This window comes from Pseudomonas sp. BS-2016 (assembly GCF_001806145.1).
GTDB classification, from domain to species: domain Bacteria; phylum Pseudomonadota; class Gammaproteobacteria; order Pseudomonadales; family Pseudomonadaceae; genus Aquipseudomonas; species Aquipseudomonas lundensis.
The window spans coordinates 112152-131635 of sequence record NZ_MLCT01000032.1 but is presented as its reverse complement, the minus strand read 5'-3'; the positions used below and the strand labels follow the sequence as shown (position 1 = coordinate 131635).

Annotated in this window: 7 protein-coding genes; 3 read left to right on the top strand and 4 right to left on the bottom strand. The window is 63.4% G+C overall.

Annotated features, from left to right (window positions below; translation table 11 throughout):
* Positions 1-29 precede the first annotated feature (29 nt).
* A complete protein-coding gene (locus tag BKD70_RS16925; protein ID WP_047275185.1) occupies positions 30-13028 on the top strand; it encodes a non-ribosomal peptide synthetase in 12999 nt (4332 codons plus the stop codon).
* 112 nt (positions 13029-13140) lie between these two features.
* Here BKD70_RS16925 and BKD70_RS16920 read toward each other — a convergent pair whose 3' ends face one another.
* The 4 genes from BKD70_RS16920 to dsbD all read right to left on the bottom strand — a co-directional run bounded on the left by BKD70_RS16920 (position 13141) and on the right by dsbD (position 17309).
* Positions 13141-13803, bottom strand: a complete 663-nt coding sequence (locus tag BKD70_RS16920; protein ID WP_047275378.1) for a bifunctional 2-polyprenyl-6-hydroxyphenol methylase/3-demethylubiquinol 3-O-methyltransferase UbiG — start codon at positions 13801-13803, stop codon at positions 13141-13143.
* 138 nt (positions 13804-13941) lie between these two features.
* Positions 13942-14718, bottom strand: a complete 777-nt coding sequence (dsbG, locus tag BKD70_RS16915; protein WP_047275183.1) for a thiol:disulfide interchange protein DsbG — start codon at positions 14716-14718, stop codon at positions 13942-13944.
* Positions 14697-15566, bottom strand: a complete 870-nt coding sequence (locus BKD70_RS16910; RefSeq protein WP_047275375.1) for a TlpA disulfide reductase family protein — start codon at positions 15564-15566, stop codon at positions 14697-14699. The genes dsbG and BKD70_RS16910 overlap by 22 nt, the downstream gene beginning before the upstream one ends.
* Positions 15567-17309: a protein-disulfide reductase DsbD gene (gene dsbD / locus BKD70_RS16905; protein ID WP_047275180.1), complete on the bottom strand. Its 1743-nt coding sequence runs from the start codon at positions 17307-17309 to the stop codon at positions 15567-15569.
* Positions 17310-17435: 126 nt separating this feature from the next.
* On the opposite strand from dsbD, the gene BKD70_RS16900 reads away from it, so the two are divergent.
* Both BKD70_RS16900 and BKD70_RS16895 read left to right on the top strand, forming a co-directional pair.
* Entirely contained in the window at positions 17436-18116 is a 681-nt protein-coding gene (locus BKD70_RS16900; RefSeq protein WP_047275179.1) for a response regulator, read from the top strand.
* The gene (locus BKD70_RS16895; protein WP_047275177.1) at positions 18113-19447 is read left to right on the top strand and encodes an ATP-binding protein; all 1335 of its coding nucleotides are present in this window, start codon (positions 18113-18115) and stop codon (positions 19445-19447) included. Before BKD70_RS16900 ends, BKD70_RS16895 begins: the two co-directional genes overlap by 4 nt.
* The last annotated feature ends 37 nt before the right edge of the window (positions 19448-19484 follow it).

The following is a 19484-nucleotide window of genomic DNA, read 5'->3' as shown; positions in this document are numbered from 1 at the left end:
CCCGTCGGCCCTCTACAGGAAACCCCAAGATGGACGCGTTCGAACTCCCCGGTACATTGGCTCAAGCCCTGCAACACCGCGCAGCCCGCACCCCGGACCGCCTGGCTTTACGCTTTCTTGCAGACGATCCGCAGGGTGGGCAGGTGTTGAGCTATGGCGACCTGGACCAGCGCGCGCGGACCATCGCCGCAGCCTTGCAGGCCACGGCCGGGCCGGGCGACCGCGCCGTATTGTTGTTCCCCAGCGGGCCGGACTACGTGGTGGCGTTTTTTGGTTGCCTGTATGCGGGCGTGATTGCGGTTCCGGCGTATCCGCCTGAATCGGCGCGCCGTCATCATCAGGAGCGTTTGCTGTCGATTCTGGCCGACGCCCAACCCCGCGTCCTGCTGACCCACAGCGACCTGCGCCCGCCGCTGATGCAGCTGGACGCGTTGACCGCAGCCGACGCGCCGCCGTTGCTGTGTGTGGATGCGCTTGAGCCCGGCCTGGCCCGACAGTGGCAGCCCGTGGCGGTGCAGGCCGATGACATTGCCTTTTTGCAATACACCTCAGGCTCCACGGCCTTGCCCAAAGGTGTGCAAGTGACCCACGGCAACCTGGTTGCCAACGAACTGCTGATCCGTCGCGGCTTCGGCATCGACCTCAATCCGGACGATGTGATCGTCAGCTGGTTGCCGCTGTACCACGACATGGGCCTGATCGGCGGCCTGTTGCAGCCCATTTTCAGCGGCTTGCCGTGCGTGCTCATGTCGCCGGCGTATTTTTTGACCCGTCCGCTGCGCTGGCTGGAAGCCATCAGCGAGTACGGCGGCACCATCAGCGGCGGCCCTGATTTCGCCTATCGACTGTGCAGCGAGCGGGTCAGCGACAGTGCGCTGGCCGGTCTCGACTTGAGCCGTTGGCGCGTCGCGTACTCGGGTTCCGAGCCGATCCGTCAGGACACCCTGGAGCGCTTCGCTGAAAAATTCGCGCCCTGTGGGTTCAGTGCCAGCAGCTATTTCGCCTCGTATGGCCTGGCCGAGGCCACGCTGTTTGTGGCAGGCGGGCAGCGCGGGCAAGGCATTCCTGCGTTGCGTCTGGACGAACTGGCGCTGGCTGACAACCGCATCGTGGCCGGTGACGGCAGCGCGGTCATGAGCTGCGGCACCCATCAGCCGGAACACGCAGTCATGATCGTGGAGCCCAACCGTCTGTGCGTACTGGCAGACGATTGCGTGGGCGAAGTTTGGGCCAGCGGCCCGAGCATTGCGCACGGCTATTGGCGCAACCCTGAAGCCAGCGCCACCACCTTCGTTCAATTCGAAGGTCAGACTTGGCTGCGCACCGGCGATCTGGGCTTTCTGCATGACGGTGAACTGTTTATCACCGGACGCCTGAAAGACCTGCTGATCGTGCGCGGGCAAAACCTCTACCCGCAAGACATCGAAAAAACCATCGAGCGCGAAGTGGAGGTGGTGCGCAAAGGTCGCGTGGCGGCGTTCGCGGTGAATGTCAGAGGCGAAGAGGGGATTGGCATTGCGGCCGAGATCAGCCGCAGTGTGCAAAAAATCCTGCCGCCCGATGCGCTGATCAACGCCATTCGCCAGGCCGTGGCCGAGGCCTGCCAGCAGGCGCCGAGTGTGGTGGTGTTGCTCAACCCCGGCGCATTGCCCAAAACCTCCAGCGGCAAATTGCAACGTTCTGCCTGCCGCAATCGTCTGGCCGATGGCAGCCTCGACGGTTATGCGCAGTTCCCCTCCCGCGGCCCTGCGCAGGCGGACGAAGCGGACGCCGGGCGCGGCAGCGAGCTGGAAGCGTTGATCGCGTGGGTGTGGTGCGAACATTTGCAGGTCGAGCAAGTGGCCGCCGACGACCACTTTTTCCTGTTGGGTGGCAACTCGATTCTGGCCACGCAGGTGATCGCTCACCTGCAAGCAGAACTCAAGCTGGAGCTGAGCCTGCGCTTGCTGTTCGAAGCACCGACGCTGGGCGCGTTCGCGGCGCAGGTTGCCGCGTTGCAACATGCAGGCGGCCCGGCGCAGGGCGCCATACGTGCGTTGCCGCGTGCAGAGGGCTTGCCGCAATCCTTGGCGCAACACCGCCTGTGGTTCTTGTGGGAACTGGACCCGACCAGCCGCGCGTACACCATCCCCGGCGCGTTGCGGTTGCGCGGTGAGCTGGATCAGGCCGCGCTGTGCAGCAGTTTTGCGCAGTTGATCGAGCGCCACGAGGCATTGCGAACGCGCTTTTACGAACGGGACGGGCAGGCGATGCAGCGCGTCGACGAAGCGGCTGGCTTCGACCTGCACCTCATCGACATCAGCGATCTGCCAGCCGATCAGCAGGAGGCCCGTGCGCGGCAGATCCGCGAGCAGGAAGCCTGCATCCTGTTCGACCTGGAGCAGGGGCCGTTGTATCGGGTGATGCTGGTCAAGCTCGATGAACACGAGCACCACCTGCTGCTGACCCTGCACCACATCATTGCCGACGGTTGGTCGCTGAACCTGTTGGTCGACGAGTTCTCCCGGCTGTACGCGGCGGCTTGCCTGGGGCAGTCGCTGCAACTTGCCCCTTTGGCCCTGCAATATGCCGACTACGGCAGTTGGCAGCGTCAATGGCTGGCGCAAGGCGAGGCGGGGCGCCAGCTCGATTACTGGACCCGGCAATTGGGCGATGAACACCCGGTGTTGCGTCTGGCCACCGATCACCCGCGTTCGGCCCTTAAACGGTCCAGCGCGGCCCGTCACACCCTCAAGCTGGATGCCGCCTTGAGCGACGCGGTGCGCACTGCGGCACATGCGCACAACGCCACGTCTTTCATGTGGCTGCTGGCGACGTTTCAAACGCAGCTCTACCGCTACAGCGGCCAGCGCGACATTCGCATTGGTGTGCCCAGCGCCAACCGTGCGCGCCAGGAAACCCACGGCCTGATCGGTTTCTTCATCAACACCCTGGTGCTGCGGGCCGGACTGGACGGGCGTTTGCCGTTCACTGAACTGTTGGCGCAAACCCGGCAGGTCACCCTGGAGGCACAGGCGCATCAGGACGTGCCGTTTGAACAACTGATCGAGGCACTGCCGCAGGCCCGCGAACAGGGGTTGTTTCAGGTCATGTTTAACCACCAGCAACGCGATCCGGCGGCCTTGCGCCGGCTGCCGGGGTTGCTGGCCGAAGAGCTGGACTGGCACAGCCGCGAAGCCAAGTTCGATCTGCAATTGCACAGTGAAGAAGATCGCCAGGGCCGGCTGACACTGTCGTTTGATTACGCCGACGAACTGTTCGAAGCCAGCACCATTGCGCGCCTGGCCGAGCATTACGTCAGCCTGCTGCGCCAAGTCAGCAACGCCCCGGAACAGGCAGTGGGCGACCTGCACCTCGTGACGCCCGGGCAATCCGCCGAACAACAGGCCTGGGGCGCCGCGCCTTGCCCTCCGGCGTCTGAGTGGTTGCCGCAACTGCTGGAGCAACAAGCCCAGCACACGCCCGACGCCGTGGCATTACAGTGGGACGGCGGCAGCCTCGACTTTGCCGGGCTGCATGCCCAGGCCAACCGCTTGGCCCATTACCTGCGTGACAAAGGGGTGGGGCCGGACGTGCCGGTGGCGATTGCGGCCGAGCGATCCCCGCAACTGTTAATCGGCCTGTTGGCAATCATCAAGGCGGGCGGCGCCTATGTGCCGCTGGACCCGGATTACCCTGCAGAGCGTCTGGCCTACATGCTGGAGGACTGCGGCGCGGCGTTGCTGCTGACCCAGAGCCCGCTACTGCAAGCCTTGCCGGCGGTGCAAGGCGTGAGCGTGATTGCGATGGACCTGCTCAAGCTCGACACCTGGCCCAGCCATGCGCCGGGCCTGCACCTGCACGGCGATAACCTGGCGTATGTGATTTACACCTCCGGCTCCACCGGCTTGCCCAAAGGCGTGGGCAATACCCATGCCGCGCTGAGTGAGCGTCTGCACTGGATGCAGGCCACCTACGGACTGCAGGCCGATGACGTGCTGCTGCAAAAAGCGCCGATCAGTTTTGACGTGTCGGTGTGGGAATGTTTTTGGCCGCTGATGACCGGTTGCCCGCTGGTATTGGCCGGGCCTGGCGAACACCGCGACCCGCAGCGCATTGCGCAATTGGTGCAGCAATTTGGCGTGACCACGCTGCACTTTGTGCCGCCACTGCTGCGTGTGTTCGTCGACGAGCCCCAAACCGTGCACTGCCATAGCTTGCGTCGCCTGTTTTCCGGCGGCGAAGCGTTGCCCGCCGCATTGCGTGACCGGGTGCTGGCGCAGTTGCCGAACGTGCAATTGCACAACCGTTACGGGCCGACTGAAACCGCGATCAACGTCACCCATTGGGCGTGCAGCCCGGCCGACGGAGAACGCTCGCCCATCGGTCGGCCGCTGGGCAACGTGCTGTGCCGCGTGCTCGACAGCGAACTCAACCCGCTACCCGCCGGGGTGCCGGGTGAGCTGTGCATCGGCGGCATCGGTCTGGCGCGGGGTTACCAGCAGCGTCCGGGGCTGACCGCCGAACGGTTCATCGCTGACCCGCTGGGCGAGCCCGGCTCACGCCTGTACCGCACCGGCGATCGGGTGCGCTGGGGCGCTGAGGGGGCGCTGGAATACCTCGGTCGGCTCGATCAGCAGGTCAAGTTGCGCGGGTTCCGGGTAGAACCGCAGGAGATCGAAGCACGCTTGCTGGCGCAGCCGGGCGTGGCACACGCCGCCGTGGTGATTCGCGACACGGTCGCCGGGCCGCAGTTGATCGGTTACTACACCTGCGTTGAAAACCACGCGCTCGACAGCCAGTCACTGAGTGCCGCATTGGCACGGGAACTGCCGGAGTACATGGTGCCTGCGCAGCTCATGCAACTGGCGGCCATGCCCTTGAGCCCCAGCGGCAAGCTGGACCCGCGCGCCTTGCCGTCACCGCAATGGTGCGTGCGTGAACACGTCGAGCCCGTCACCGCGCTGCAACAGCACATTGCCGCCATCTGGCGCGAAGTGCTGGGGCAGGCGCGCATCGGGCTGCGCGATGATTTCTTCGCCCTGGGCGGGCACTCGCTGCTGGCCACGCAGATCGTGTCGCGGGTCCGGCAGGCCTGTGACGTCGAATTGGCGTTGCGCACACTGTTTGAAGCCAGTGAGCTGGGGGCGTTCGTGGACGCCGTGGCGCTGATTCAGGCCACCGGCACGCACAACACGCACTTGCCGATTGAAACGGTCGATCGCAGCCAGCCCGTACCCTTGTCGTACTCCCAGCAGCGCATGTGGTTCCTCTGGCAGATGGAGCCCGACAGCCCGGCTTACAACGTCGGCGGAATGGCGCGGCTCAACGGTGTGCTGGATGTGGACCGTTTCGAGGCGGCCTTGCAGGCGCTGATCCTGCGTCACGAAACCCTGCGCACCACGTTCCCGAGCGTGGACGGGGTGGCTTGTCAGAAGGTTCACCGTGAAACCGGCCTGCACATGGCCTGGCTCGACCTCAGCGCCCTGGACCCAGCCACCCGACAGCAGCGTTTGCAGGCGTTGGCCGACACCGAAGCGCATCGCCCGTTCGATCTGGAAACCGGCCCGTTATTGCGGGCGTGCATGGTCAAGGCCGGGGAGCGCGAGCACTACTTCGTGCTGACCTTGCACCACATCGTCACCGAAGGCTGGGCGATGGATATTTTCGCCCGCGAGCTGGGTCAGCTCTATGAAGCCTTTCTCGATGACCGGTTATCGCCGCTGGCGCCGTTGGCCGTGCAGTACCTGGATTACAGCGTGTGGCAGCGCCAGTGGCTGGAATCGGGCGAGCGTCAGCGCCAGCTCGATTACTGGACCGCCCAATTGGGGCATGAGCACCCGCTGCTGGAGTTGCCGAGTGATCGCCCACGGCCCCCGGTGCAGAGCCATCAGGGTGAGTTGTTTCGCTTTGACCTGAGTGATGAGCTGGCGGCCCGCGTGCGCCGTTTCAATGCCGAGCACGGCCTGACGCTGTTCATGACCATGACCGCCACCCTGGCCGTGTTGCTCTATCGCTACAGCGGCCAGACCGACGTGCGCATCGGCGCGCCGGTGGCCAACCGCATTCGGCCCGAAAGTGAAGGGCTGATCGGCGCCTTCCTCAACACCCAGGTGCTGCGCTGCCAGCTCGATGCGCACATGAGTGTCGGCGCGTTGCTCGAACAGGTGCGCCACACGGTGATTGAAGGGCAGTCCCATCAGGACTTGCCGTTCGATCACGTGGTCGAAGCGCTGCAACCGCCTCGCAGCGCGGCCTACAACCCGCTGTTTCAAGTGATGTGCAACGTCCAGCGCTGGGAATTCCAGCAGCGCCGGGAGCTGGCGGGCATGACCGTCGAGTACCTGGCCAACGACGCGCGGGCCACCAAGTTTGACCTGAATCTGGAAGTCACCGACCTCGACCATCGGCTGGGGTGCTGCCTGACGTACAGCACGGACCTGTTTGATGAACCGCGCATCGCTCGCATGGCCGCGCATTGGCGCACGCTGTTGGAGGGGTTGCTGGGTGATCCGCAACAACGCCTGAGCGACTTGCCGCTGATGCACGCCGACGAACGACAGCAACAGGTTGAGGCCATGGCCGCCCCGGCAGGTGATTACGCCCCGGACCTGTGTATTCACACGCTGTTTGCCGAACAGGCGCTGGCGCGGCCCGAGGCCATTGCCTTGACCTTTGCCGGGCAACACCTGAGTTACGGCGAGCTGGACAGCCGCGCCAACCGTCTGGCGTGGATGCTGCGTGAACGCGGCGTGGGCCCGCAGGTGCGGGTGGGGCTGGCGCTGGAGCGCTCGCTGGAGATGGTGGTCGGCCTGCTGGCCATTCTCAAGGCCGGGGGCGCTTACGTGCCGCTGGACCCTGAATACCCGCTCGAACGCTTGCATTACATGATTGAAGACAGCGGCATCGGCTTGCTGCTCAGCCACCGCGCTTTGTTTGAGGCCCTGGGGCCATTGCCGCAAGGCGTGGCGCGCTGGTGTGCCGAGCAAGACGGCGCGCAACTGGCCGCCTACCCGACTGCCGAGTTGCCGTTTATCAGCCTGGCGCAGCATCAGGCCTACCTCATTTACACCTCGGGTTCCACCGGCCAGCCCAAAGGGGTGGTGGTGGCCCACGGCGAAATCGCCATGCATTGCCGTGCGGTGATCGATAGCTTCGGCATGCGCCCGGACGACTGTGAACTGCATTTTTACTCCATCAACTTCGATGCGGCGACCGAGCGGTTGCTGGTGCCGTTGCTGTGCGGCGCACGGGTGGTGTTGCGCGCTCAGGGGCAATGGGACGCGCAAGAGATCTGCCAGCTGATTAGCGAACAGCAGGTCAACATTCTGGGGTTCACCCCAAGCTACGGCAGCCAACTGGCGCAGTGGCTGGCCACGCAACAGCAGACCCTGCCGGTGCGCCTGTGCATCACGGGCGGCGAAGCCCTGACCGGTGAACATGTGCAACGGATTCGGGCCGCGTTCCGGCCGCAACAGTTTTTCAACGCCTATGGCCCGACAGAGACCGTGGTCATGCCGCTGGCTAGCTTGGCGCCCAAGCAACTGGAGGAGGGCGCGGGCAGCGTGGCCATCGGCCGCGTGATCGGTGCCCGCGTGGCGTACATTCTCGATGCCGGGCTGGCACAGGTGCCGCAGGGCACCACGGGCGAACTGTACGTGGGCGGCGCCGGTCTGGCGCAGGGCTATCACCAACGCCCGGGCATGACCGCCGAACGCTTTGTGGCTGACCCGTTTTCTGACGTGGGCGGACGGCTCTACCGAACCGGCGATCGGGTGCGCCAACGCGCCGACGGGCAGGTCGAATACGTGGGCCGGGTCGACCATCAGGTCAAAATCCGAGGCTTTCGCATCGAGCTGGGAGAAATCGAAAGTCGCCTGCTGGAACACCCGGCTGTGCGCGAAGCCGTGGTGCTGGCGCTGGACCTGCCCGGCGGTAAACAACTGGCGGCTTACCTGGTGTGCGACCCGGCGCAGCAGGACGAGGCCCGGCAAGCGGCCTTGCGTGAAGCGCTGAAGGCCCGGCTCAAGGTGCAGTTGCCCGATTACATGGTGCCGACCCACCTGATGCTGTTGGCCAGCATGCCGCTGACGGCCAACGGCAAGCTGGATCGGCGTGCTTTGCCCAGCCCGGACCCCGAGCTGAACCGTCAGCAATACGTGGCCCCCAGCAACCCGCTGGAACAGCACCTAGCGCAGGTCTGGTGTGACGTGCTGAACCTGGCGCAGGTTGGGCTCAACGACAACTTCTTTGAGTTGGGCGGCGACTCGATCCTGTCGATTCAGGTGGTCAGCCGCGCCCGGCAACTGGGCATCCATTTCAGCCCGCGGGATTTGTTCCGGCATCAAACCGTGCAAGCGTTGGCGAGCGTGGCCACCCGCACCGAGCAGACCACGGCCGAACAAGGGCCACTTACGGGCGAATCGGCGTTGACCCCGATCCAGCACTGGTTCTTCGACACCGACATGCCGCACCGCGAGCATTGGAACCAGTCGGTGCTGTTGCAGCCGACCCGGCGCCTTGAGCCCGAGCTGCTGGAACAGACGCTGGTGGCATTGCGGGCGCATCACGATGCCTTGCGCCTTGGTTTTGAGTGCCACGCCGGGCAATGGCGTGCCCAATACCGGAGCGATGCCGATCAGGCGCTGCTGTGGCAGGCCCAGGTGAATGACTGGCACGCCTGCGAGGCCCTGTTTGACGAGGCCCAGCGCAGCCTCAACCTGGACCGCGGGCCGTTGCTGCGGGCGCTATTGATCGACGGGCCGCAGGGTGAGCAACGCCTGCTGTTGGTGATTCACCATCTGGTCGTTGACGGTGTGTCCTGGCGGGTGCTGCTGGACGATCTGCAAACCGCTTATCGCCAACGGGCGGCGCAGGCGCCGCTGAACCTGCCCGCCAAAACCAGCGCCCTGCGTGACTGGGCCGAACGTTTGCAGGCCTATGCCGGCAGCGACGCCTTGCGCGAAGAGCTGAGCCAGTGGCAAGCGCAACTCAACGGGCCACAGGTCGTGTTGCCTTGCGACCGGCCGCAGGGCAGCCGGCAAAACCTGCACGCGCAGACGGTCAGCGTGCGTCTGGATGCCGAGCGTACCCGTCAATTACTGCAACAGGCGCCGAGCGCGTACCGCACACAGGTCAATGACGTGTTGCTGACTGCGTTGGCACGGGTCATGTGCCGCTGGACGGGGCAACCCTCGGCGTTGGTGCAACTGGAAGGCCACGGCCGGGAAACGCTGTTCGACGGCATCGACCTGAGCCGCAGCGTGGGGTGGTTCACCAGTGCCTATCCGGTGCGCCTGACCCCGCCGCTGAGCGACGATCAGGGCGCTTCGATCAAGGCCATCAAGGAACACCTGCGCAGCATCCCGCACAAGGGCCTGGGCTATGGCGTGCTGCGTTACCTCACCGACAACGCAACCCGCCAGGCACTGGCCGCATTGCCCGAAGCGGCGGTCACGTTCAATTACCTGGGTCAGTTCGACCAGAGTTTTGCCAGCGATGCGTTATTCCGGCCGCTGGATGAACCGGTGGGAGCGGCCCATGACCCGCAGGCGCCGTTGCCCAACGAGTTGAGCATCGACAGTCAGGTCTACGGCGGCGAGTTGCTGCTGCGCTGGACCTTCAGCGCTGACCGATATGACACGACCACCGTGCAGTCGCTGGCGCAGGACTACCTGCGCGAGCTTGAGGCGCTGATTGCGCATTGCGTGAGCGACGGTGCCGGGGGCCTGACGCCGTCGGACTTCCCGCTGGCCGCGCTCACTCAGGCGCAGCTGGACGCGCTGCCGGTGCCCGCCGAGTGCATCGAAGACGTGTACCCGCTGACCCCCATGCAGGAAGGCATGCTGTTGCACACCTTGCTGGAGCCGGGCACCGGGTTGTATTACATGCAGGACCGCTACCGCATCAACAGCGCGCTGGACCCGCAACGATTTGCTCAGGCCTGGCAAGCCGTGGTCGCACGGCATGAAGCGTTGCGTGCCTCGTTCTGCTGGAACGCCGGTGAGCACATGCTGCAAATCATTCATCGCCCCGGCGCCACCGCCGTGGACTATCAGGACTGGAGCGATGCGCCGCAGGAAGGCCACGAAGCGCGGCTGCAAGCGTTGCTCAAGCAGGAACGTGAAGCCGGTTTCGACTTGCTCAACCAGGCGCCGTTCCACCTGCGGCTGATCCGGGTCGGGGAGGCGCGCTACTGGTTCATGATGAGCAACCACCACATCCTGATCGATGCGTGGTGCCGCTCACTGCTCATGAGTGATTTCTTTGAAATCTACAGCGCGCTGGGTGAGGGCCGTGCGCCGCAGTTGGCGCTGGCGCCGCGCTACCGTGACTACATCGGCTGGTTGCAACAGCAAAACCTGCACCAGGCCAACCAGTGGTGGCAACGCAACCTGCAAGGCTTTGAACACACCACCTACATCCCGAGCGACCGTCCATTCCTGCGCGAGCATGCGGGCGACAGCGGCGGCATGCTGGTGGGCGATTGCTACACCCGCCTTGAGGTGCAGGACGGCGTGCGGCTGCGGGAACTGGCGCAACAGCATCAGTTGACCATCAACACCTTTGCTCAGGCAGCGTGGGCGTTGGTGCTGCGCCGATTCAGCGGCGAGCGTGACGTGTTGTTCGGCGTGACCGTGGCCGGTCGTCCGGTGGAGCTGCCACAGATGCAACACACGGTCGGGTTGTTCATCAACAGCGTGGCCCTGCGGGTGCAGATGCCGGAGGACGGTCAGGCGCTGGGCGTGCGTCAATGGTTGAGTCAACTGCTGGCGCACAACATGGAGCTGCGCGAGTACGAATACCTGCCGCTGGTGACGATTCAGGAGCGCAGTGAGTTGCCAAAAGGCCAACCGCTGTTCGACAGCTTGTTCGTGTTCGAGAACGCGCCCGTGGACATGTCGGTCATGGACCGGGCCCAGCACCTGAAGGCCACCTCGGACTCGGGCCGTACCCATACCAACTTCCCGCTGACGGCTGTGTGCTATCCCGGTGATGACCTGGGCCTGCATCTGTCTTATGACCAGCGTTACTTCGAGCGCAGCAGCGTCGAACGGCTGTTGTCGGAATTCAAGCGCCTGCTGCTGGCGTTAATGGACGGGCTGGAGGGTGACATGGCGCAGTTGCCTTTGCTGGGCGACCGTGAGCGTGACTTCTTGATCGACGGCTGCAACCAGAGCCAGCGCGACTATCCGCTGGAGCACAGTTATGTCCAGTTGTTCGAAGCGCAGGTGGCGGCGCACCCGGAGCGGATTGTGGCCAACTGCCTCGATCAGCAATGGTGCTACCGCGAGCTCAATACGGTCAGCAACCGTCTGGGGCATGCCCTGATCAACGCCGGTGTGCGCCCGGACCAACCTGTGGCGTTGCTGGCGGAGCGCGGTTTGCCGTTGCTGGGCATGATGATTGGCAGCTTCAAGGCCGGGGCCGGTTATTTGCCGCTGGACCCGGGGCTGCCGGGCGCGCGCCTGAGCCGACTCCTCGACCTCAGCCGCGCGCCGTTACTGGTGTGCACCGAAGCGTGCCGGGAACAGGCCCAAGGGTTGATCGACGACGCCGGGTGCCCGATCCGTCCGCGCCTGCTGGTCTGGGAAGAGGTACAGGCCGCAGCGCTCGCCGGGGATAACCCGCAGGTCTACAGCCAGCCCGACCAGCTCGCGTACGTGATCTACACCTCGGGCTCAACCGGTTTGCCCAAAGGCGTGATGGTGGAACAGCGCGGCATGCTCAACAACCAGTTGAGCAAAGTGCCGTACCTGCAACTGACCGAGCGGGACGTGATTGCCCAGACGGCCTCGCAAAGCTTTGACATCTCGGTCTGGCAGTTCCTGGCGGCCCCGTTGTTCGGGGCGCGGGTGGCGATCGTGCCGAACACCCTTGCCCATGACCCGCAGGCGTTGTTGGCGCAGGTCACTGCGCAGCGCATCAGCGTGCTGGAAAGCGTGCCGTCGCTGATTCAAGGGATGCTGGCGCAGGCGCCTGTGGCCCTCGACGGCTTGCGCTGGATGTTGCCGACAGGTGAGGCGATGCCGCCGGAACTGGCCCAGCAATGGCTGGCGCGGTATCCGGGGATCGGGCTGGTCAACGCCTATGGCCCGGCGGAATGTTCGGACGACGTGGCGTTTTTCCGTGTCGATCAGGCATCGACCCAGGGCAGCTATCTGCCGATCGGCACCCCGACCGACAACAACCGCTTGTTTGTGCTGGACAGCGCCCTGCAACTGGTACCGCTGGGCGCCGTGGGCGAGTTGTGTGTGGCGGGCACCGGGGTGGGGCGCGGCTACGTGAGTGATCCGCTGCGCACCGCCATCGCCTTTGTGCCGAACCCGTACGGCGCGCCGGGTGAGCGTTTATACCGCACCGGCGACCTGGCCCGACGTCGCCTGGACGGGGTGCTGGAATACGTGGGGCGCATCGACCATCAGGTGAAAATTCGCGGTTACCGCATCGAGCTGGGGGAAATCGAAGCGCGTCTGCATGAACAGCCGCAGTTGCGCGACGCGGCGGTTGGCGTGCAGGAGGGCGCCAATGGCAAGTACCTGGTGGGGTATTTGGTGGCCGCACCGTCGGCGTTGAGCCATGGCGAGGCGTTGCAGCGCATCCAGCAGCGTCTGCGTGCCGAACTGCCGGAGTACATGGTGCCGCTGCACTGGACGTGGCTGGAGCGGCTGCCGCTCAATGCCAACGGCAAGCTGGACCGCAAGGCGTTGCCGGCACTCGAGATCGGCCAACAGCCGCGCGAAGATTACCTGGCGCCGCGCACGGAGCTGGAGCAGACCCTGGCCGATATTTGGGCCGAGGTGTTGCAGGTGGACCGGGTGGGGGTCACCGACAATTTCTTCGCGTTGGGCGGGCATTCGTTACTGGCCACGCAAATCGCCTCACGGGTGCAGAAGGTGTTGCAACGTAACGTACCGCTGCGGGCGATGTTTGAGTGCAGTTGCGTACAAGCGTTGGCGCAGTACATCCAGGGGCTGGAAAACAGCGAGATCAACGAAGAGAAGGTCGACCGTCTCAGTGACTTGATGGCGGAACTGGAGGGGCTCTAGTGGCTGGAGCGCGTTCAAAACGCACATGCCCTGGCCTGCAAGGGGGCAGGGATTGAAATGATCGCGGATTAAACCTGAGCGTGGAGGTCGATGGGCCTCCACTTTTTTCAGGCTACACGATGGGTTGGCGCGCTTCGAACAGGGCAACTTTGCCTTCCAGGCGAATCTGCACCTGAGCAAAGTGTTGCTGCAATTGTTCCCGCAAGCCTTCCAGGTCATCACGCTGATTGCCGAAAATCCCTTTGCGGTTATAGAGCTGCATCAGTGTGCGACCGAATCCGTTGTGTTCAACGCTTTCGCCCAAAATGGTGGCCCCATACAGGACGCCATGCTTGCTCAGTGCGCTCTTTAAATGCGCAAAGGTTTTACCTTTATCCGCGAAGTTACCGGGCAAACAATGCAACAGGTAGAACATGGAGATGGAGTCGAAACCGCCTTCAAACTGTGAAGGCAAGGCCGTCATGACGTCATGCTGAACAGTGTGGACCGCAAGGTGCTTGAGGCGGCCCTGAGCGGCACACAGACTGCTTGCATTAAGGTCCATCAACGTGACCCGGCTGCCGGTTTCAAGTCGCGCTTTGGCAAGGTAATAACCTGTGCCGACGCCTATATCCAGATGCCTTGCGCTCAAGTTCTTCTGAAAGAAAGGCAAAAGAACCTGGCGCGTCTTGCATTTCCAGGGATAACGGTTAGATACGCCCAGCACCCAAGCGTCATAGAGTTTTAACGTCAGTGGGGAATAAACCGCTGCGCCTTTATCGGTATTGTTTGTCACGGGTGTCCCTGTTTTTTCATCGTTTGACGTCAGGGCGGCGAACATAACAAGTAGGCCGCTCTCTTGTCTTGAAACGATTCAGCAGGGATTCACGCAGTCATTTACAGGATATTTCCAGTCGATTGCGTTTTACATGCACTACGACTTGGGACCGAGGATTTTCTCCAGTTTTTCCGGCGATGGCGCGCCTTGCTGTTGTTGCAGGTTGCCGTGTTCGTCGAGGTAGAAAATCGCCGGGGTGGCGGCGACGTCCAGTTCGGACATCAACTGCATATTGGCGTCGAGCTTGGCCTGCACGTCAGCCGGGATGCTGCCCAGTGCTTTGAGGGTGCTGGCCTTGCCGGCCTTTTCGTGGTCGTGCAGGGCTTGTTGCGGGTTTTTCGCCGCCAGCAGTGCGGCCGACTTGCCGGGGCTGTCTTCACGGATGATGCCAACCATGATGTGGCGTAACTGCACCTTGCCTGCGTCCACCCACGGGCGGGCCTGTTCCCAGAACATGTTGCAGTACGGGCAGTTGGGGTCACTGAACAAGTACACGATGCGCGGGGCATCTTTTTTGCCGTCGGCAATCCAGTGGGTCTTTTCCATGTTGGCCCAGACTTGCTTGGCCATCGGTTCGTAGACCATCTTTTGCAGCGGCGCCAGGCTCAGGTCATTGCCGTTGGCGTCATACAAATTGCCCACCAACACGTTGCCGTCCTTCGTCAGGTACAGCGCCATGCCGCGGTTTTCATACTGCGCGGCATACCCGCGCAGGCCGCTCGGGGCATCAAAGCTGCCGATGATTTTCGCGCCCTTGGCTTCGATTTTCTTGATTGCCGGTGGCAGTTCTTCGGCGTGCAACAACGGGGATTGCAGCAGGGCTGCGCCCAGCAGGGTGCTCATGCTCAGGTTTAACAGTGTGCGGTTACGCATTGGGTATTCCTTGCAGGGTCGCCCTGGCGGGCTGACGGTGAAATGTTCGGGTCAAAACGTTCGAGGGCTCGTGCCAGGCTGGCTTCGGACAACTCACCCAGATGGCTGGCCAGCAGACGGCCGTCCGCGTTGTAGAACAGGGTGGTGGGCAGGGCCATGGAGCCGACTTTCTGCCCCAACTGGCCGCCGCTGTCGAACAGCACGTTGCTGAGGTTCAAGCCTTGGGTTTCAAGGAAGGTGCTGACACTCTGCATGCTCTCGCCCTGATTGACGAACAGAAAGGTCACGTTCTCGTGCTGATGCTGGGCGTTCTGCAAAACGGGCATTTCGCGTCGGCATGGCGGGCACCAGGTGGCCCACAGATTGATCACCAGCGGGCCGCCTTTGTAGCTGCCCAGTTGCACCGATTCGCCGTTGGCATTGCGCAGCACCATGTCGGGCAACTGCGTGCCTTTTTCGTACAGGTTGGAAGACAAGCTCGCCAGCAGCCAGAACGCCAGGCCGCTGCACAGCCCCCAGCCCAGCGGGCGTCGCAGTCCGGCGCGGCGCCAGCCCCAGATCACGGCGCCCACCACCACAGCCAAAAGCCCCGCCCACACTACAAAGCCGCCGTCGCGCAGGTCGAGCATTTGCAACGGGTCTTGATGGAAGTAACGCCAGTAAGCGATGACAAAACCGATACGCGCCGCCAGTAAACCCAACAGGAACAGGCTGAAAAGGACTGACTCCGGGTTTTCGCCACCGCGTTTGGCCACCCGCCACCCCACCAGCGTCGCCAGAGCGAGGGCCAGGATCAGCAGCAGGTGGTTGATTGCCAGCGCAAACGAACCGATGGTCAGGGTCAGCATTTAGAGGAGTTCCCGGGTGGCTTGCCAGTTATTCAAAAAGGTTTCGGCATTCACTTCGCCAGTGATGCGCTGTGCGCGACGCTCAATCCCGTTCGGCCCGATCCAGATAAACGTGGGTGGACCGGGTACTTGATAGCGGCTGAGCAGGTCGCGGCTGGCGACAGTATCGTCGGTCACGTCCAGGCGCAACAAACGTACACCGTTGAGGGCTTGCATGACGTGCGGCTGGCCGAAGACTTTTTTCTCCATCACTTTGCAGGACACGCACCAGTCAGCGTAGTAGTCGAGCATCACCCATTGGCCTTGCGCCCTGGCGGCTGCCAGTTCGCGCTCAAGATCGGCCGGGGTGTTAACCGTTATGAACGCGTCGTGGGCCGTTTGCGAAGGGCTGCCGGCCACGGTTTTCGCGGTGTACACCTGCAAGGGTTGCCATGGGTCGGTGCTGCCGCCCGCGGCGCCGATCAGCATCAGGCTGCCCCACAGACCGGCCAGCAGGCCCAGGGGGGCAAACAGCGCTTTGACGCGCAGAAACTGTTGCGCCTGTTGCCACAGGCTGCCGGCCACAATCAGCAACAGCACGCCCCACAAGGCCAGCCACAGCGATTCATCCAGCACCGGCCGCACCAGCAGCAGCGCGGTCCCCAGGAACAGGAAGCCAAACAGCCCCTTCATCAGGTTCATCCAGGCCCCCGGCTTGGGCAGGAAACGACTGCCGACCGTGACCAGCAGCAACAGCGGCATGCCAATACCGACGCCCAGGGTGAACAGCACCAGGCCACCTTGCACGGCATTGCCGCTTTGCGCGATGTAGAGCAGCGCGCCCGCCAGCGGAGCGGTCATGCACGGCCCGACCAGCAAGCCCGAAAGGGCACCCAGGACCCCGGCCCCGATCAGGCTGCCGCCTTTGCGTCCGCGTCCGGCGCTTTCCAGCCGGTCACGCAAGGCGCCAGGCAATTGCAGTTCGAAAAAACCGAACATCGGTAAAGCGAGCAGGACAAACAGCGCGGCAAAACTGCCCAGTAGCCAGGGTTGTTGCAACAGCGCCTGCAAATTGGCACCCAGCAGCGCGGCCAGTACGCCGAGGCTGGCATACACCAGCGCCATGCTGAGCACATAACTGCCGGCAACCGCAAAGCCGCGGCCGGGGCTGGCGCCGCTGCCGACCACCAGACCGGCGAGAATTGGCAGCATGGGCAAGGAACACGGGGTGAACGCCAGCAGCAGGCCGAGGCCGAAAAACAGTAATAAGCTCCAGCCCAAAGAACGCTGCTGCAAGCTGGACGCCAGTGATTGGTCTTGAGCTTGCCCCTGCTCGGCAGCGGGCTGTGTGCCGCCCAGGTCCACGGTCTGGCTTTGTGGCGGGTAGCACAGCCCGGCATCGGCGCAGCCTTGCCAACTGACTTTGACCTGACCGCTGGCCCCTGCCGGGATTAGCAGTTCTAGGCTGTTGCGGTACACCTGGGTGGCGCCGAAAAACTCGTCGCTGTGTTCTTGCCCTTGAGGAAGCACGGGCGTCTGCGCGGCATCCAGCCCGTCGAATTTGAAGCGTTTTTTGTACAAGTAGTACTGATCGGTGATTTGCCAGTGCAGCCGGGTTTCGCCTGAAGGCAACAGCTCGGAAGTGAACACGAAGGCTTTGTTGGCCGGCAGGAAATCGGCTTTTTGTTCAAACGGGTTGTCACTGGCGTACGCCTGACTCAAGCCCGTCAGCAGCAGGAAAAAAAACACCATCAAACGAGACATGCGCCAGACCCTGGATATTCGAATTGACGCTACCTTGGCGGCACTTGATTAACCGAGTGTTAAAAACGGCATAATCGGCCCTTAATCCCAGCGCCCTTAAATCGGCCTCTTTACGCGGGTATCTGCATGCACGTATTGGTTTGCGAAGACGATGAACTGATTGCCAGCGGAATTGTGGCCGGGCTGACGGCCCAGGGCATGACGGTGGAGCACGTCAACACCGCTGGTAAAGCGCGCGCGATGCTCAAGGCCGCCACGTTCGATGCCATGGTGCTGGACCTCGGGTTACCGGATGAAGACGGGCTCAAGCTGCTGCAGCAACTACGCCAGCAGGGCTTTGATCTGCCGGTACTGGTTTTGACTGCGCGGGATGCGGTGACTGACCGCGTGGACGGCCTGCAAGCGGGCGCCGATGACTACCTGCTCAAGCCGTTTGACCTGCGCGAGTTGGCAGCGCGCCTGCACACACTGTTGCGCCGAGTGGCCGGGCGCAGCGTCAATCTCATCGAGCACGGGCGCCTGACTTACGACCCCAGCAGCCGCGCCACATTGTTGGGGGGCAAGCCCGTGGACCTGTCCCGCCGCGAGCAGGCCTTGTTGCAGGCCCTGCTGCATAACCGGGGCCGGGTGCTGTCGACCGAGCAGCTCAAAGACAGCATTTACGGTTTCAGTGACGAACTGGAGAGCAACGCCTTGAACGTTCATATCCACCACCTGCGCCGCAAATTGGGCAATGGCATCGTTGAAACCGTGCGCGGCCTTGGCTATCGCCTGGGCCCGGCGGATGGCAACGAGCCCGAGGCATGATGAGCCTGCGTCTGCGGTTGAGCCTGACCATCGGTTCGGCGTTCATTGTGATCTGGATGCTGGCGGCGGCCTGGATGCTCAGTGACCTGCGCCAGCAGATGATGTTTTCCCTCGACCAGCGGCTGGTGGCCTCTGCGCGGATGGTCGCCGGGCTGTTGGAGCAATTGCCGCAATTGCCGGTAAAAGGCGAGGGCACCCATTTCAGCGCGGAACAACTGACCATCCCCGGTGGGATGGCCTGCCAGGTCAGTTCGCTGCGGGGCGAAATTCTGGCACGCAGCCATAACAACCCGGATCAGCCCATGCAGTCTGAATCCACCGGCTTTCGCGATCAGATCATTGACGGTGCCGCCTGGCGCACCTTCACCCTGGACCGTGGCGACCTGCGCATCACCACGGCCGACCGTCAGGTGGAGCGGGAAGCGTTGAACCTGTCGGTGCTGCTGGCGGCTTCGGTGCCGGTGGGCATGGCGCTGGTGGGCTGTTTATTGTTGCTCTGGCTGGGCATCGGGCAGGGTTTGGCGCCGCTCAAACGCATGCGCGACGCCCTGATGCGCCGCGATGCCGATTCGTTGCAGCCTTTGCAGATCAGCCCGCTGCCCAGCGAATTGCAACCGTTGCTCGATTCACAGAACCAGTTACTGGCCCGTATCGCCAAGGCCATTGAGCGCGAGCGGCGCTTGACCGGCGATGCTGCCCACGAGCTGCGCAGCCCGCTGACGGCCATCAAGACTCACCTGCAAGTGGCGCGCATGACCGAGGGCGCGGCCCGCGAGCAATCGCTGGCTCACGCTGAAGCCGGTGCCGACCGCTTGCACCGCACGCTTGAGCAATTGTTGCTGCTGGCCCGGGTCGAAGGCAGTTTGTCGTTTGACGACGGTGTGCAGTGCTCGCCCGAGCAGGTGGCGCGCCTGGCCATTCATGATGCCGCCAGCGGGGCGGCCGATCGCATTGTGCTGAATGTGCCGGCGAATCTGCCCGACACCTCGCTGAAAGTCCCGTCTGTACTGGCCATTGCGGCCTTGCGCAACTTGCTGGAAAACGCCTTGCGCCATACATCGGCCGATACCCGCGTCGAATTGACACTTCGCGTCGTGGCCGCAGATGTGTATTTTGTCGTCCGCGATCACGGCCCCGGCATCGCGCCTGACACCTTGCAGCACATGACCCAGCGTTTTTGGCGCAACGACAACAGCAACGGCTGCGGGTTGGGGCTGGCCATTGTGCAGGCCATTGTCGAGCGCTGCGCCGGTGGGTTGAGCTTTGACAGTCAGCCCGACGGGTTGCGGGTTGAGCTGCGCATGCCCTTGCAAGCTGAGAGCGGCCAATAAGGCCGCTTTTTCATGATCCTTCCTGTCTGTAGGACAG